The organism is Streptomyces sp. NPDC029164 (assembly GCF_055563995.1).
In genome coordinates, this window is record NZ_JBVHWW010000014.1 from 1 (window position 1) to 16,717 (window position 16,717).

Consider the following 16,717-nt stretch of genomic DNA (forward strand, 5'->3'; position numbering starts at 1 on the left):
GGTGGGTGGGGAGGGTGTGCAGGATTTCGGTTTCGGTGGCCTCGATGGCGATCATGGCGCCGCCGGTGGGGGCGGACTGCATCAGCCGGCCACGGGTGGCGACGAGGAGAGCCGCGTCGCCCAGGGTGAGGACCCCGGAGACGTGCGCGGCCGTGAGTTCCCCGAGGGAGTGGCCGAGCAGGTAGTCGGGGGTGAGGCCGTGGTGTTCGAGGGTGCGGAAGAGGGCGACCTCCGTGGCGAACAGCGCTGCCTGCGTCCACATCGTCTGGTGGAGGGGAGAGGTGGCGGGGTCCTCGTCGCTGAAGAGGAGGGACTTGAGGGAGACGTTCTGCTGGAGGTGCTCGTCGAGGTGGGCACAGACCTCGTCGAGGGTGCGGGCGTAGACGGGGTGGGTCTCGTACAGCTCGCGGCCCATGCCGGGACGCTGGCTGCCCTGACCCGTGAAGAGGAACGCGGTCTTGCCACCGCCACGGCCCGCCGGCGGACCGGCGATCACCTCCGGCGCTTCCTCACCGGCGGCCAGCGCGGCGAGCGCCCGCAGAACGCCGTCGCGGTCCTCCGCGACGACGGCCGCGGAGTGCGCCAGCAGCGCGGGCACATCGGCCAGCGACCGGCCGATGTCGGCCAGTGAGACCTGCGGCCGACCGGCCGGATCGGGCTGCTCCGCACGCTCGGAGACGAAGGAGAGCAGCCGGCTCGCCTGGGCCCGCAACGCGGCCTCGGTGTGCCCCGACAGCAGCCAGGGCGCCGACGGCAGGGGAGCCTGGACCTCGGTGACGGCCGTGGGCTCGGCCACGGGGGCCTCTTCGAGGACGACGTGGGCGTTGGTGCCGCTGATCCCGAAGGAGGAGACACCGGCCCGGCGCGGCCGGTCCGTCTCCGGCCACGGGGTCGCCTCCGTGAGGAGCGACACCGCTCCCGTGCTCCAGTCCACGTGCGAGGTCGGCCGGTCCACGTGCAGGGTGCGGGGGAGCGTGCCGTGGCGCATGGCCATGACCATCTTGATGACGCCGCCGACGCCGGCGGCGGCCTGGGAGTGCCCGATGTTCGACTTGAGGGAGCCGAGGTGCAGCGGACGCTCCGTGTCGCGGTCCTGGCCGTAGGTGGCGAGGATGGCCTGGGCCTCGATGGGGTCGCCGAGGGTGGTGCCGGTGCCGTGCGCCTCGACCGCGTCGACGTCGGAGGGTGAGAGTCCGGAGGCGGCGAGGGCCTCGCGGATCACCCGCTCCTGCGAAGGACCGTTCGGCGCGGTGAGACCGTTGCTCGCGCCGTCCTGGTTGACGGCGGAGCCGCGGACGACGGCGAGGACCTCGTGGCCGTTGCGGCGGGCGTCGGAGAGCCGCTCCAGGAGCAGGACGCCGACACCCTCACTCCAGGCTGTGCCGTCCGCCGCGTCCGCGAACGACTTGCAGCGGCCGTCCGTCGCCAGCCCGCGCTGGCGGCTGAACTCCACGAACAGATCGGGCACCGCCATCACGGTCACGCCGCCCGCCAGAGCGAGGGTGCACTCGCCCTGGCGCAGGGCGTGCGATGCCAGGTGCAGGGCGACGAGGGAGGAGGAGCATGCCGTGTCGACGGTGAGGGCCGGGCCCTGGAGGCCCAGCGTGTACGAGACCCGGCCGGAGGCCACGCTCAGCGTGTTGCCGGTCGTACGGTAGGCCTCCACGGCCTCCGGCGCGTTGCGCAGGTGGGAGGCGTACTCGCTGTACATGGCACCGCTGAACACACCGGTACGGGTGCCGCGCAGCGTGGCCGGGGCGATGCCCGCGTTCTCCACCGCCTCCCAGCTGGCCTCCAGCAGCAGGCGCTGCTGCGGGTCCATGGCCGCGGCCTCGCGCGGGCTGATCCCGAAGAACTCGGCGTCGAACCGGTCGGCGTCGTAGAGGAACCCGCCATTGCGGGCGTACGAGTGGCCGGCGCGGTCCGGGTCGCCGTCGAAGAGCCGGTCCAGGGCCCAGCCGCGGTTGGTGGGGAAGGGGCCGATGGCGTCGGTGCCGTCGGCCACGAGCCGCCACAGGTCCTCGGGGGAGCGGGTCTCGCCCGGGTAGCGGCAGGCCATGCCGACGATCACGATCGGGTCCTCGTGATCGGAGGTGCTGCGCACCGCGATCGGCCCGCCAGGACGCACGACTTCGATCTCGCCCGCCAGCTTGGACAGCTCGCCCGTCAGGAACTCGGCGAGGGCGGCCGGGGTGGGGTGGTCGAAGACGGCCGTCGCCGGCAGGGTGACCCCGGTGACCGCCACGACCCGGCGGCGCAGCTCCAGGCCGGTCAGCGAGTCCATGCCGAGGGTCTTGAACGCCGTGTCCTCGTCGACGGCGTCGGGGCCGGCGAGGCCGAGGACGGCGGCGACGGTGGTGCGCACGAGCTCACCGACGGTACGCCGGCGGTCGGCCGAGGGGAGCGCGGCGGTGCGCTCGGCCCATGAGGAACCACCCGTACCGGAGACGGCGGTGGCCGCGGCGGCGCGTCGGCGGGGGGCGCGGACCAGGGTGCGCAGCAGGGCGGGCGCGGACTGGTCAGGGGAGCGCAGGGTCGGCAGGTCCAGATCGGCCGCGGCGAGCAGCGGCTCCGGCGAGACGAGGGCCGCGTCGAAGATCTCCATGCCGCGCTCGGCGGAGATCGGCAGCACGCCCTTGCGCGCCCACCGCTTGACGTCGAGCTCGCTGAGCCCGCTCGTCATCGTGCTCGCGGTGTCCCAGAGTCCCCAGGCGAGGCTGGTGGCGGGGAGGTGGTGGTGGTGGCGGTGGTGGGCGAGGGCGTCGAGGTAGGTGTTGGCGGCGGCGTAGTTGGCTTGGCCGGGGTTTCCGATGAGGCCGGCGATGGAGGAGAAGAGGATGAAGTGGGTGAGGGGGAGGTGGTTGGTGAGTTGGTGGAGGTTCCAGGCTGCGTCGGTTTTGGGGTGGAGGACTTGGGTGACGTGGTGGGGGGTGAGGTTGTCGAGGGTGGCGTCGTTGAGGGTGCCGGCGGCGTGGATGACGGCGGTGAGGGGGTGTTCGGTGGGAATGGAGTCGAGCAGGTGGGTGAGTTGGGTGGGGTCTGCGGTGTCGCAGGCGGTGATGGTGATGTGGGCGCCGGCTGTGGTGAGTTCGGCGGCGAGTTGGGTGGCGCCGGGTGCGTGGGGGCCGGTGCGGCTGGTGAGGAGGAGGTGTTTGGCGCCGTGGTGGGTGACGAGGTGGCGGGCGAGGATGTGGCCGAGTCCTCCGGTGCCGCCGGTGATGAGGATGGTGCCTTCGGGGTCGAGGGGTGTGGTCTGGGTGGGGTTGGTGGGGGTGTTTTCGAGGCGGGGGGTGTGGAGTTGGCCGTTGCGGAGGGTGAGTTGGGTGTCGGGGGTGGTGGCTGCGGTGTGAGCGGCGGCGGCCAGGTTGTCTGTGGTGCTGATGTCGAGGTGGGTGAGGCGGCCGGGGTATTCGTTTTGTGCGGTGCGGATGAGTCCGGTGAGGGCTGCGGCGGGGAGGTTGTGGATGTCCTCGTCGGTGGTGAGGGCGGTGGCGCCCTGGGTGAGTACGACGATGCGGGTGGAGTCGAGGGTGGTGTCGGCGAGGAGTTCCTGGAGGGCGGCCAGAGTGCCCTGAACCGCCGCGTGCACCTCGGTGAGTTCTTCTGACAGGGCAATGAACGACGGCAGTTGGGCGCCGTCGCCCAGCGCGGTCCGCAGTTCGGCGACGTCGGCGTACGTGTCGCCGGAGACGGCCGCGGCCAGACCGTGCGGGTCCGAGCCCAGTACGGCCCAGAGCCCGGCCGTGGTCTCCGCGGCCGTCTGCGGCAGGGGCTTCCAGCCCAGCCGGTGCAGCCCGGAGTGCCGGCCCGCGTTCGTGGCCGCGCGGAGGTCGCCGGCCGGGCGCAGAGTGAGGGAGTCGACCGTGATGACGGGCTGTCCGTCGGGGTCGGTGGCCGTCAGCGAGGCGCTGTGGGCATCGGTGGGCACCACGTGCACCCGCAGCGCGGTGGCACCCGTGGCGTGCAGGGTGACCCCGTTGAAGGAGAACGGGATGGCCAGCTCGGTGCCGTCGCCGAGCAGCATGGCGTGCAGGGCCGCGTCGAGGAGCGCCGGGTGGAGGGCGAAGGCGGTGGCGTCGGCGTGCTGCTCCTCGGGGAGGGAGACCTCCGCGAACCGCTCCTCGCCCGTCTGCCAGACCCGGCCGAGGCCCTGGAAGACCGGCCCGTACTCGTACCCGCGGTCGGCGAGCCGGTCGTAGGTGTCCTCACGGGTGACGGACCGCGCGCCCTCCGGCGGCCAGGTCCGCGTGGCGGCGGGCACCGGGTGTTCACCGGTGGCCAGCAGGCCCGAGGCGTGCCGGGTCCACTCCTCCTCCGCCGCGCCCTCGGGACGCGAGTGGACGGTGACGGAGCGGGTGCCCGACTCCTCGGCGGGGCCGAGGGCGACCTGGAGGTGGATGCCGCCTTCCTCGGGGACGAGCAGCGGTGCCTCCAGGACGAGCTCCCGGAGCTGGTCGTATCCGAAGCGGTCGCCGGCGGAGACGGCCATGTCGACGAGGGCGGTGCCGGGCAGCAAAACCGTACCGACGACCGCGTGGTCGACGACCCACGGGTGGGTGCGCCGGGAGACGCGGCCCGTGAACAGCACGCCCTCGCGGTCGGCGAGGCTGGTCATCGCGCCGAGCAGCGGGTGCTCCGCGGAGGCGAGGCCGAGGCCCGCCGGGTCCTCCGCCGTGACCGGGGTGTCGAGCCAGAACCGGCTCCGCTGGAAGGCGTACGTCGGCACCTGGACCCGTCGGGCGTCGGTGGCGTCGAACGCGGCGGACCAGTCGACGCGGACGCCGTGGCAGTGGGCCTCGCCGAGCGAGAGCAGCAGGCGTGCGGCCTCGTCCTCGTCGCGGCGCAGGGTGCCCAGGGCGGTGCCCCGCGTGCCGGCCTCGTCGAGGGCCGCCTGCACGCCGATGGTGAGGACCGGGTGCGGGCTGACCTCGATGAAGGTGTGGTGGCCGGCGGCGAGCAGCTCGCCGATCGCCTGCTCGAACTGCACGGTCTCGCGCAGGTTCTGGTACCAGTACCCGGCGCCCATCAGGCCGGTGTCGGCCAGCAGTGCGCCGGTCAGCGAGGAGTACACCGGGACTTGGCCGGGGCGCGCCTCGATTCCTTCGAGGACCCGCGCCAACTCGCCTTCGATTTCCTCGACATGGGCCGAGTGGGAGGCGTAGTCCACGTCGACGAGACGGGCCCGCGCCCCCTCCTCCTTGGCCTGGGCGAGGAACTCGGCGAGGGCCTCCGGATCGCCGGAGACCACGGTCTGGGACGGGCCGTTGACCGCGGCGATCGAGATCCGGCCCTCCCAGGCGCCGATCCGCTCCCGTACCCACGCGGCGGGCTGGGCCACGGACATCATTCCGCCCCGGCCCGACAGCACGGTCAGCGCGCGGCTGCGCAGGGCCACGACCCGGGCCGCGTCCTCGACGCTGAGCACGCCCGCCACGCAGGCCGCGGCGATCTCGCCCTGCGAGTGGCCGACGACCGCGGCCGGTTCGACGCCCAGCGAGCGCCAGACCTCGGCCAGGGACACCATCACGGACCACAGCACGGGCTGGACGACGTCCACCCGCTCGAAGCCCGGAGCGCCCTCGGCACCGCGTACGACGTCGAGGAGGGACCAGTCCACCAGCGGCTCCAGGGCCGCGGCGCACTCGGCCATCCGGCGGGCGAACACCGGGGAGGACTCCAGCAGGCCGGCCGCCATGCCCACCCACTGCGCGCCCTGACCGGGGAAGACGAACACGGGACGGGCCGCGGGCCGGCTCTGCCCGGTGACCAGGCCGCGGTCCGTGGCGCCGTCGGCCAGGGCCCGCAGGCCCTGCTCCAGACCCGCGAGGTCCTCGGCGACCACGGTGGCCCGCCGGTCGAAGTGGGCGCGGCCGACGGCGAGCGAGTACCCGATGTCCGCGAGGCGGTCGCCCGGGTGGTCCCGGAGGCGGTCGAGCAGCTTGCCGGCCTGGGCGCGCAGCGCCTGGTCGCTCTTGGCGGAGAGGAGGAAGGGGACGGGCGCGGGCGCCCGCGTTCCGGCCGGCGCGGGCTCGGCCGGTACGGGCTCGGCGGCCTGCTCCAGGACCAGGTGGGCGTTGGTGCCGCTGACACCGAAGGAGGAGACACCGGCCCGGCGGGGACGTTCGGTCTCCGGCCACGGGGTGGCCTCGGTGAGCAGCGAGACCGCGCCGCCGGCCCAGTCCACGTGCGAGGTCGGGGCGTCCACGTGCAGGGTGCGCGGCAGCAGGCCGTTGCGGATCGCCATGACCATCTTGATGACGCCGCCCGCGCCGGCGGCGGCCTGGGTGTGCCCGATGTTCGACTTGAGGGAACCGAGGAACAGCGGGCGGTCGGCCGTGCGGCCCTGACCGTAGGTGGCGAGCAGGGCCTGGGCCTCGATGGGGTCGCCGAGCCGGGTGCCCGTACCGTGCGCCTCGACGGCGTCGACGTCGGCCGCCGACAGCCCGGAGGCGGCGAGGGCCTCGCGGATCACCCGTTCCTGCGAAGGGCCGTTGGGGGCGCTGAGCCCGTTGCTCGCGCCGTCCTGGTTGACGGCCGATCCCCGGATGACCGCGAGGACCTCGTGGCCGTTGCGGCGGGCGTCGGAGAGCCGCTCCAGGAGCAGCATGCCGACGCCCTCGCCCCAGCCGGTGCCGTCGGCCGCCTCCGCGAAGGACTTGCAGCGCCCGTCGACGGACAGGCCGCGCTGGCGGCTGAACTCCACGAACATGCCGGGGGTCGCCATCACCGTCACACCGCCGGCCAGGGCCAGTTCGCACTCGCCGGCGCGCAGCGCCTGCGCCGCCATGTGCAGCGCCACCAGCGAGGCCGAGCAGGCGGTGTCGACGGTGACGGCGGGACCCTCCAGGCCCAGGGTGTAGGACGCACGGCCGGAGACCACGCTGGTGTAGGTGCCGGTCAGCAGGTACCCGCCGACGCCCTCGCCCGCCTCGTGCAGGCGCGGGCCGTAGTCCTGCGCCATGGCGCCGACGTACACGCCGGTGCCGCTGCCGCGCAGCGCGGCGGGATCGATCCCGGCCCGCTCCACGGCCTCCCACACGGTCTCCAGCACCATGCGCTGCTGCGGGTCCATGGCGGTGGCCTCGCGCGGGCTGATCCCGAAGAACTCGGCGTCGAACTGGTCGACGTCGTGCAGGAACCCGCCCTGCCGGGTGTACGAGCGGCCCGCGCGGTCGGGGTCGCCGTCGAACAGGGTCTCCAGCGCCCAGCCGCGGTTGCCGGGAAACTCGGTGACGGCGTCCCGCTCCTCCACGAGGAGCCGCCACAGGTCCTCCGGGGAGGCCACGCCACCCGGGAAGCGGCAGGCCATGGAGACGATGGCGATGGGCTCGTCGGAGCCGGGAACCCGGCGCGCGACCGCGCGGGAGACGGGCTCGTGCGCGGAGACGGCCCCGGAGAGCTCGGCGAGCCGCGCGACCAGCTTCTCGGGGGTGGGCCGGTCGAAGAGGAGGGTGGTCGGCAGCTTCAGCCCGGTGGCGGCGGCGAGCCGGTTGCGCAGTTCCACGGCGGTCGCCGAGTCGAAGCCGAGTTCCTGGAAGGAGCGGGTGGGGTCGATGTCCCCGCCCTTCTCGCGGCCGAGGACGAGGGCCACCTCGGAGCGCACCAGATCCATGAGGAAGCTGGCCGTCCGCTCGGGGTCCCCGCCGGTTCCGAAGGGGTCGGTGGCGGTCGCCCCGGGGGCGCCGCGCCGGAAGGCGTACGTGGGCAGGGCGACGACCGCGGCGTCCGCCGGGAAGACGGGGCTCCAGTCCACGGGGGCGCCGTGCACGTACGCCTGTGCCACGGAGGACAGGAAGCGGTGCGGCCCGTCCGCGCCGCGGCGCAGCGAGCCGACGACGAGCGCGGTGGAGTCGGTGGTCTCCAGGGTCTGCTCGACGGGCAGGGTCATCACCGGGTGGGGGCTGATCTCGACGAAGAGGTCGTGGTCGGCGAGGCAGCGGATCGAGCTCTCGAACAGCACGGGCTCGCGCAGGCTGCGGAACCAGTACGAGGCGTCCAGCGAGCGGGTGTCGAGCAGGGCGCCCGTCAGCGCGGAATAGAAGGGGATGCTCCCCTTCCGAGGCCGCAACGGGGCCAGGACGGTGAGCAGCTCCTCGTGGATCTCGTCCATGTGGGCGCAGTGCGGCGCGTAGTCGATCGCGACCCGGCGGGCCCGCACCCCTTCGGCGGTGAACTCCTCCTGGAGGCGCTCGATGGCGTCGATGTCGCCGGCGACGGCGATCGACCGCGGCCCGTTGACACCCGCGACGGCCAGCTTCCCGCCCCACGGCTCCAGGCGCGCCCGCACCTCGTCCAGCGGCAGCAGCACCGAGAGCATGGAGCCCCGCCCCGCGAGCCGGGCCTGCGCCGTGCCCCACAGCGCGGAGGCGCGGGCGCCGTCCTCCAGGGAAAGCCCGCCCGCGACGACGGCCGCGGCGAGCTCGCCGATGCTGTGCCCGACGACCGCGGCGGGCTCGATGCCGAAGGAGCGCCACAGGGCGGCGAGGCCGAGCGCGGTCGCGAACAGGGCGGGCTGGATGACGTCGATGCGGTCCAGCGCGGGCGCGCCGGGCACCTCGCGCAGGACGTCCTCCAGGGACCAGTCGACGTACGGACCGAGCGCCGCGGCCGTGGCCCGGATGCTGGTGCGGAAGACGTCCGAGGTGTCGAGCAGGTCGGCGGTCATGCCGGGCCACTGCGAACCGTGGCCGGGGAAGACGAAGACGGCCCGGCCGCGCGCCGAGGCCGTGCCGCTCACGCGCCCGGAGCCGCGGCGGCCCTCGGCGAGCGCGGCCAGCTCCTCGGTGAACTCCGCCTCGGTGCCGGCCAGCAGGACCGAGCGGTGGGCGAACGCGGTGCGTGACACGGCCAGGGAACGGCCGATGCCGGCGAGGCCGGGGCGTGCGGTGCTCGCGATGCCCTCGGCGCGCTCGGCACCCGTGGCGCTCGTCGTGAGCCGGGCCAGGAGCCGCCCGGCCTGCGCGCGTTCGGCGGCCGCGCTCGGTCCGGAGATCAGCCACGGCAGCGTGCCGCCCCGGAAGGCGGCCGGGCCGGCGGAAGGTTCCCGCTCGGTACGGGGCGCCTCGGCGACCTCCACCGACCAGGTGGTGCCCTCGGCGTCGGCGGAGGAGACGCTGACCGGCTGCCCCGGGGAGGCGGGGGAGCGCAGGGCCTCGATCAGCCCGGCGGTACCGGCAGTACGGTCGGGCCCGCCCTCGGCCGGCGCGGCGGCCGGCCCGGTGCCGTACAGGACCCCGCGTACGAGGTCGCCGTCGGCCAGGGCCCGCGCCAGGGGCTTGAGTACGAGAACGGCCCCGCCCGCGGGTTCGGCGTCGAGGCCGCCGGCGAGCGCGATCCCGCTCTCGCCGGCGCGCAGGCTCTCGCACGCCAGGTGCACCGCCCGCAGCGTGGCCGGGGCGCCGCCGGTCACGGTCCGGCCCGGTCCGCTCAGACCGAGTACGGCACGGACGCCCTCGGCGCGGTCCACGTCCGGGACGGTGTCCACGACGGCATCCGCGTCGGCATCCGCGGCCGGGGCGTCGCCGGGCGCGCCGAGGAAGACGCCCGTGCGGCCGCCGCGCAGGGAGCCCGGCACGATGCCGGCCTCCTCCAGCGCCTCCCAGCCCAGTTCCAGCAGGAGCCGCTGCCCCGGGTCCAGCGACGCGGCCGCGTCCGGCGCGATGCCGAAGACCTCCGAGTCGAAGCCCTCGGAGTCCTCGTGGCCCTGGAAGCCCGCGGAGTCCTCGGAGCCCCCTGCCCCGTCGGAGCGCGCGCCCGGGTAGCGACAGGACAGCCCGATGACGGCAACGGGCTCCCCGGCATTCCCGGCGTCCCCGACGGGCTCGGCATCGCGGCGGGTGGTCTCGACAGACATGCGGATCCTCACTCCAAGTCCAAAGGTGTTCCGGGGAGCAGCACTTGAGGGGGGACGCCCGGAACACCCGGGAGGCGACCCGCCTGTACGAGCGGCCTGCGCGGAGCGGCTACCACTCCACCCGCAGCCGGGACAGCCCGCGCGTGCCGAGGCCGTCCTTCCAGACCACGGCGTCGGGGCCGGGGGCCAGGCGGAGGGTGGGGAACCGCCGCAGCAGGCGCTCCAGGACGATCTGCAGCTGGAGCCTGGCCAGCGGCGCGCCGAGACAGCGGTGCACCCCGTGACCGAACGTCAGGTGCGCGGCGTCGTGCCCCTGCGGATCCATCAGTTCGGGATCCGCGAACGTCTTGCCGTCACGGTTCCCGTGCAGCAGGGAGACGATGACGCCTTCCCCGGCCTGGACCGTGACGCTGCCGAGCGGCACCGGCTCCACCGCGACGCGGGGGAAGCTGATGGGGGTGGAGGGGGTCAGCCGCAGCAGCTCCTCGACCGTGGGGGCCAGCCGGTCGGGCTGCTCGCACAGCTCCCCGTACGCGGCGGGGTCGCGGAGCAGGGCGTGGGCCGAGGTGCCGATCTGCCCGACGACGGTCTCGTAGCCGGCCATCAGGAGGGTCAGTCCCATGGTGAGCAGCTCGCCCATGGACAGGTCGCCCTGCTCGTGCGCCCCGATCATGGAGGTGAGCAGGTCGTCCTCCGGCCGGCGGCGCTTGCGGTCGATCAAGTCGGCCATGTAGTCGATGAGTTCGAGCCGGCGTCGGGCCTTCTCCTGCGGGGTGCTGGCGGAGATGTCGAAGAGCACCTCGACCCAGTCGCGGAACCGGGCGCTGTCCTCGGGCGGAACGCCCAGCAGCGAGCACAGGACGGCCAGCGGCAGGGGCGCCGCGAGCGCCTCGATCAGATCGGTGCCCGGGCCCGACGCGGCCATGGCGTCGAGGTGCCGGTCGGCGAGCTCCTCGACGGCCGGGGCCATCGCGCTGGTCCGTCCGGTGGTGAACGCCCGGGTCACGACGCGCCGCAGCCTGGAGTGATCGGCCCCGTCCATGCTCATCATCGAATTCGGCACGGGCTGGGCGTCGTTGAGCTTCGGGGCGTGCGGCGTGACGGCCTCGGCCCGGCTGAACCGCTTGTCCGTCAGGACCTTGCGGGCCAGCGCGTAGTCGCACACGAGCCACATCTTGTCCCCGGCGGGCGTGAAGAACGGGACGACGTCGATGCCGTCCGGGACCTGCCCCTCCCCGGCCATGTACTGCCCAAGGAACTCCGGAAGCGGGCCCAGCGGGCCGGCGCTGCGGTGCTTCATGCGTGTCCTCCCCGTGGTGTTCGGCGGTCAGGTGATCAGAAGCCGGTGCCCGGCCCCGCGCTGCGTCATTTCCGATCCTCCTGCTCCTGCTGAATTGACTGGATGAGCTGAATGGGGGGAGGCGCGGTGCAGGCGCGTGGATATACGGACAAGACCGCCCCGCTTTTACCTCTGAATGCCTCGCGAACAAGCCGAGCCGGCGGCGGTGGGAATTCTGATGTGCCGCAGCGAAGAAACTCTGGCCGAGAATGAACATACCCTCCGCCGGGGAGGCGGAGAACAGAAAGCAGCCGACAACGTCCGGCGGCTGTTCAATTGTTCGATGGACTCCGTGACGCCGTCCCGTCGACGGGACGGCCCGCAGGGCCCGCGCCGGCGGGACGGGCCGTCGTCCGGCCGCTTTGGCCTGCCTTTAGCACGGGCTGGGAGCCTCCACACCTGTTCTGTGGACCCTTCACATGGAGGCATGATGGCGATTCAGGCCAGCGACATCGAGGGATCGAGAATCGGGCAGATCCGTACGAGCCCCGACCTGGCGCCGAGGCAGCGGCGGGCCATGGGCGAGGATCCGCGTCGTGGCCAGGTGCTGACCACGAAGGTGGGCCTGCAGATGCCGGCGGGGATGTCCTTCGACGACTGGGAGAAGGCCGGACGCCAGCTGTCCGGAATCGTTGATTCCTCCTCGTGGTGGCTGGGCGACTGGCTCGTGTACGGCAAGGACCACTACACCGACCGCTATCAGCGCGGCATCCGCGCCGCCGGGCTGCAGTACCAGACCCTGCGCAACTACGCCTGGGTCTCCCGCCGGTTCGACTTCAGCCGGCGGCGGGGCGCCCTCAGCTTCCAGCACCACGCCGAACTGGCCTCCCTGCCGCACGAGGAGCAGGAGGCCTGGCTGGACCGGGCCGAGCAGCGGAAGTGGACGACCAAGCAGCTGCGCAGCGCCATCCGCGCCGCGCGCGAGGACGAGGCGCAGGTCAGGATGCCCGCCGAGCCGACGCGGCGGCTGGAGGTGCCCGGCAGCAGGCTCCAGTGGTGGCACAAGGCCGCGGAGCAGGCGGGCGTCGACTTCGAGCGCTGGGTGCTGGTGACCCTGGACAGCGCGGCCAAGGAGGCCTTGGAGGCCCTGGAGGAGCTCGGGGAGCGGGAGGGCGGCCATGGGTCCGCGGAACTCGAAGGGACGGCGGAGCCCGTCGGACCGGCGCGGTCCGACCGGCCGGCCATCACCGCCTGACCGCTTCGGCGGTGGGCGTCACAGGGCCCGCACTCCGTCAGGAGTGGGGGCCCTGAAGGCTGGGGCCGGCCGTGCCGGTCAGGGCAGCTGGCGCATCAGGTCGGCCGTGTCGCGCTGCCGGGTGCAGGGGCTGTGCGCGAACGAGTCCAGTACGCGGCCACGGACCTCGGAGGGCTGCTCCTGGCTGAGCTTGAACATGCCCTCGGCCCCCGAGACGATGACCCGGAAGGCGCCGACGGCGGGCACGATCTGCCGGAAGTAGCCGATGGAATCGGACATGTCCCAGCCGGTGCCGAACTTCGAGCCCTCGAAGGCGCGCACGGTCGCCTGCACCACTCCCATCGACTCCTCGATCGAGTCGATCTTCTCCACCACACCGCGCACGTGCACCGAGGTGAAATTCCACGTCGGAGCGGCCGGCGACTTCTCGTACACCGTCGGCGAGACATAGGAGTGCGGGCCGGTGAAGGTCAGCAGGACCAGGCTTCCGCTTTCCAGCGCGGCCCAGTGCGGATTGGCCCTGTTCATGTGCCCGAGCAGAATGCCGCCGGACAGGTCGTCCGCCCATTCCTCATTCGCCTGCGGGTCCGCGATGACCGGCAGGTGTGTGGCGAAGGGGCCGTCTTCCGCCGTCCCGTTGGTCACCGCCATGGCCAGTGGATTGTCTCGTATCAGATCGGTCATCCACGAACCGTCCGGTTCGCGATAGTTACTGGGGACGAACATCCGGAATTCACCCTTTCGGTCGGCGCAATGCGCGAGGACATGGAAATCCGGACCGACCATACCGCTGTCCCGTCGGCCGGGACAGGGGCATTCGGTATTCGGCCCGCACAGGGCCCCCGGGATCGTCTTCTTGACGTCTTCAGGTTGGCGCCGGGGCGTTCTCCGGCGCAATACTGAATAGAGGTCTCCCGGATCACCGGTCGAGATTCCAAGACGCTAGCGGGAGAATTGTCTATGGGTACAACGGGTACGCATAACCACGAGATATACGACGTGGTCGGCATCGGCTTCGGCCCGTCCAACCTGTCGCTCGCGATCGCTCTGGAAGAGCACCGGGCCAATGTTCCGGAGCATCCGGTCAAGGCCGCGTTCTTCGAGCGGCAGGCCGCCTTCGGCTGGCACCGCAACATGCTGCTGCCGTCGACGACGATGCAGATCTCGTTCCTGAAGGACCTGGCCACCTTCCGCAATCCGGTGTCCCGGTTCAGCTTCGTGTCGTATCTGCACGCCGCGGGCCGACTGGTTCAGTTCGTGAACAACCAGGACTTCTTCCCGACCCGGCAGGAATTCCACCAGTACCTGGAATGGGCCGCGTCGGGCCTTTCCGACCGCGTCTCCTACGGCTCCGAGGTCACCGCGATCCGGCCTTCGCACGACGACGGGTCCGGCACCCCCGAGCACCTGCGGCTCGAGGTCCGCGACGCGGCCGGCGGCGTCCGCCACGTCCGCGCGCGCAACGTGACCATCTCGACGGGCCTGGTGCCGCGCATGCCGGCCGGGGTCGCGCGCGACGAGCGGGTGTGGCACAGCTCCGAGTTCCTGGAGAAGTTCCACGCCCTCGACCCCGAAGGGCTGAGGAGCGTGGCGGTGGTCGGCGCCGGCCAGAGCGCGGCCGAGATCACCAGGTTCCTGTACGACAGGCTTCCGCACGCGCGCGTCTCGGCGGTCATCCCGTCCTACGGGTACTCCGTCGCGGACGACACGCCCTTCGCCAACCAGGTGTTCGACCCGGCCGCGGTCGACGAGTACTACTTCGGCACCGACCAGGCGCGGGAGGCCTTCTGGCACTACCACCGGAACACGAACTACTCGGTGGTCGACGACGAGGTGATCCGCGACCTGCACCAGCGCTCGTACGAGGAGGAGGTGCGCGGCAGCAAGCGGCTGCACTTCCTCAACCTCACCCGGGTCGCGGAGGTCACCCGGGCCGGCAGCGACACGCGGATCACCCTGAACTCACTGCTCGACAGCGAGCCCCAGGAACTGCACGTCGACGCGCTCGTCTTCGCCACCGGCTACGAGGGCATGGACCCGGCCCGCCTGCTCGGCGACTTCGACCGCCACTTCCTGCGGGACGTGAGCGGCCGCCACCGGGTGGAGCGCGACTACCGGCTCGTCACCGCGACCGGACCGTCCTGCGGGATCTACCTCCAGGGCGGCACCGAGCACACCCACGGGCTGTCCTCGTCCCTGCTGTCGAACATCGCGGTGCGCAGCGGCGAGATCGCCGACTCCATCGTGCTGCGGCGGGCCGAACAGGAGCAGGCCCTGGCCCGTACCGTCGAGGTCGCGGGCGCGGCCGGCCGGGCCTGACCCCGCGTTCCGCCCCACCACGCCGAAGGGTGGGCCCCGGTGCTGTTCGTCCAGCACCGGGGCCCACCCTTCGTCCGTCTTCGGCCATTCCGTGGAACGCCGCAATCACCTCACGCGGCGCCGGCGGAAACCGAGTCGGCGGCCATCGCGTCGCGCAGGCTCTTCGGGCGCAGATCGGTCCAGTTCGCCTCGACGTGCTCCAGGCACTGCTGGCGGCTTTCCTCGCCGAATACGATGCGCCAGCCGGCCGGGATCTCGGCGAACGAAGGCCACAGCGAGTGCTGCTCCTCGTCGTTGGCCAAGACGTAGAACCGGCCGTCGGCGTCGTCGAACGGGTTGCTGCTCATGAATGCACTCCAATTCAAGCCGTTCACGATCCGTTTCCCGGCCGGGAAACGGATCGTCATCCGTTAGTGGGGATGGAGTTGGCGAGACCGCCATGCCCGATCATGGCATCTTTCGGACGCCCCGTGGAGACCGCTGCGCCCATGAGGCGCTCCACCGGCCGTCGATGCTCTTCCCCCCGCCGTCCTGTTGACGGGACAGCGGTAACACACTGCCCCGAATCTTCTCCGTTCTGCACCGAGTTCCGCGGAATGGGCTTCCGGTGGGCCCTTCCGCCGCGCGATGCTGGGCCGGTGACCGCGGCCTGTACCCGCGGGAATTCACGTTTTCCGGGAGCACTGAGTCCTCCACAGAAGGAGTTGTGCCGATGAGCGTCACCAACGCGGCCTGCGTTCTCTTCACCCTGCGCGCGAGGTTCTCATGACGACCCGTCTGCATCCCGCCCTGGCCAAGGCGCAGTCCGTGGGCGATGCGCTGCCCTGGCTGACCAGCCGTCAGGACCGGACGGTCGTCATCAAGCTGGGCGGGCACGCCATGGTCGACGAGGCGCTGACCGCCGCCTTCGCCCGCGACGTGGTCTTCCTGCGCTATGCCGGACTGAAGCCCGTGGTCGTCCACGGAGGCGGCCCGCAGATCGGCGCCGAACTCGAACGGCGCGGCCTGGCCAGCGAGTTCAAGGCGGGGCTCAGGGTCACCTCGACGCCCGCCATGAACGTGGTCCGGATGGTGCTCGCGGGGCAGGTGCAGCGCGAACTGGTCGGCCTGATCAACGCGTACGGCCCGCTCGCCGTCGGCATCACGGGCGAGGACGCGGACACCCTCACCGCGACCCGGCACGTGCCGTGGATCGACGGGGAACCGGTGGACATCGGCAGGGTCGGCGACATATCTCGGGTGGACACCGGAGCCATCGAGGCCCTGCTGGCGGACGGCCGCATTCCGGTGGTCTCGCCCGTGGCCCGGAGCGCGGAGGACGGTCACGTCTACAACGTCAACGCCGACACCGCGGCCGCGGCGCTCGCCACCGCCCTGGGCGCCCAGGAGCTGATCATGCTCACCGACGTCGAGGGCCTGTACGCGGGCTGGCCGCTGAGCGACGAGGTCATCGACCGGCTCACCGCCCGCGAACTGGAGAAGCTGCTGCCGGAACTCGCCGACGGCATGGTCCCCAAGATGACCGGCTGCCTGCACGCGGTGCGGGGCGGCGTCGAGATGGCGCGGGTGATCGACGGGCGGGTCCCGCACGCGGTGCTGCTGGAGATGTTCGCGGACGAAGGGGTCGGCACGGTGATCGTGCCGGACCTGGAAGAGGCGGAGGTACCGCTGTGAGCCGCTCGATGGCGCCATGGTGGCGCCACTCCGGCTGGGCCGGTGCCACTGCCCCCGGCCGGAGGGCCGGATGGGCGCCGACCTGAACGTGATGGCTCGTAGGGCCCTGCCCGTACCGGGATGTGGGGCCGGCGCCGACCGATGCGGCCCAGGTGGGCGCGGTGCGGGTGGGCGCGCCGGAGGATCCGCCACCCGACCGAACGGGCAGCGCATTTTCGGCCAGACCGCCGCTCTGGCTCAGATGTGGCGCGACAGTGGCGCCATGTGTGTGCCATGATGGCGTCATCGATTCGGCGTCGCAGGAACCGCGCCGCTGACGCTTCGTCTTCCTCGCCTT

At 72.5% G+C, this 16,717-nt stretch carries 7 protein-coding genes; 3 read left to right on the forward strand and 4 right to left on the reverse strand.

The annotated features are described in order from the left end of the window. Both ACZ4VT_RS15405 and ACZ4VT_RS15410 read right to left on the reverse strand, forming a co-directional pair. Positions 1–9,853 (reverse strand): SDR family NAD(P)-dependent oxidoreductase (locus ACZ4VT_RS15405; protein WP_467949821.1); only part of this gene is annotated, 9,853 nt, incomplete at its 3' end. A gap of 109 nt (positions 9,854–9,962) precedes the next feature. After that, positions 9,963–11,153 carry a cytochrome P450 gene (locus ACZ4VT_RS15410; RefSeq protein ID WP_467949823.1) on the reverse strand — a complete coding sequence of 397 codons (1,191 nt, stop codon included), beginning with the start codon at positions 11,151–11,153 and terminating at the stop codon, positions 9,963–9,965. A 469-nt stretch (positions 11,154–11,622) separates the two neighbouring features. Between ACZ4VT_RS15410 and ACZ4VT_RS15415 the strand changes: the two genes are divergently transcribed. Then, positions 11,623–12,387, forward strand: coding sequence for an LmbU family transcriptional regulator (locus tag ACZ4VT_RS15415; RefSeq protein WP_467949825.1), 765 nt, complete (start codon positions 11,623–11,625; stop codon positions 12,385–12,387). A gap of 78 nt (positions 12,388–12,465) precedes the next feature. Here ACZ4VT_RS15415 and ACZ4VT_RS15420 read toward each other — a convergent pair whose 3' ends face one another. Next, a complete protein-coding gene (locus tag ACZ4VT_RS15420; RefSeq protein WP_467949827.1) occupies positions 12,466–13,173 on the reverse strand; it encodes an FMN-binding negative transcriptional regulator in 708 nt (235 codons plus the stop codon). A gap of 174 nt (positions 13,174–13,347) precedes the next feature. On the opposite strand from ACZ4VT_RS15420, the gene ACZ4VT_RS15425 reads away from it, so the two are divergent. Further along, positions 13,348–14,706: a lysine N(6)-hydroxylase/L-ornithine N(5)-oxygenase family protein gene (locus tag ACZ4VT_RS15425; RefSeq protein ID WP_362799787.1), complete on the forward strand. Its 1,359-nt coding sequence runs from the start codon at positions 13,348–13,350 to the stop codon at positions 14,704–14,706. Between the two features lie 110 nt (positions 14,707–14,816). Here the strand turns inward: ACZ4VT_RS15425 and ACZ4VT_RS15430 are convergent, their stop codons facing one another. Continuing rightward, positions 14,817–15,053: an MbtH family protein gene (locus ACZ4VT_RS15430; RefSeq protein WP_327416917.1), complete on the reverse strand. Its 237-nt coding sequence runs from the start codon at positions 15,051–15,053 to the stop codon at positions 14,817–14,819. Between the two features lie 418 nt (positions 15,054–15,471). On the opposite strand from ACZ4VT_RS15430, the gene argB reads away from it, so the two are divergent. After that, positions 15,472–16,380: an acetylglutamate kinase gene (gene argB, locus ACZ4VT_RS15435; protein WP_362799784.1), complete on the forward strand. Its 909-nt coding sequence runs from the start codon at positions 15,472–15,474 to the stop codon at positions 16,378–16,380. The last annotated feature ends 337 nt before the right edge of the window (positions 16,381–16,717 follow it).

Coding starts and splice junctions, on each gene's coding strand:
- ACZ4VT_RS15410 (WP_467949823.1), bottom strand. CDS start 11,153: ATGAAGCACCGCAGCGCCGGCCCGCTGGGCCCGCTTCCGGAGTTCCTT.
- ACZ4VT_RS15415 (WP_467949825.1), top strand. CDS start 11,623: ATGGCGATTCAGGCCAGCGACATCGAGGGATCGAGAATCGGGCAGATC.
- ACZ4VT_RS15420 (WP_467949827.1), bottom strand. CDS start 13,173: ATGGTCGGTCCGGATTTCCATGTCCTCGCGCATTGCGCCGACCGAAAG.
- ACZ4VT_RS15425 (WP_362799787.1), top strand. CDS start 13,348: ATGGGTACAACGGGTACGCATAACCACGAGATATACGACGTGGTCGGC.
- ACZ4VT_RS15430 (WP_327416917.1), bottom strand. CDS start 15,053: ATGAGCAGCAACCCGTTCGACGACGCCGACGGCCGGTTCTACGTCTTG.
- argB (WP_362799784.1), top strand. CDS start 15,472: ATGACGACCCGTCTGCATCCCGCCCTGGCCAAGGCGCAGTCCGTGGGC.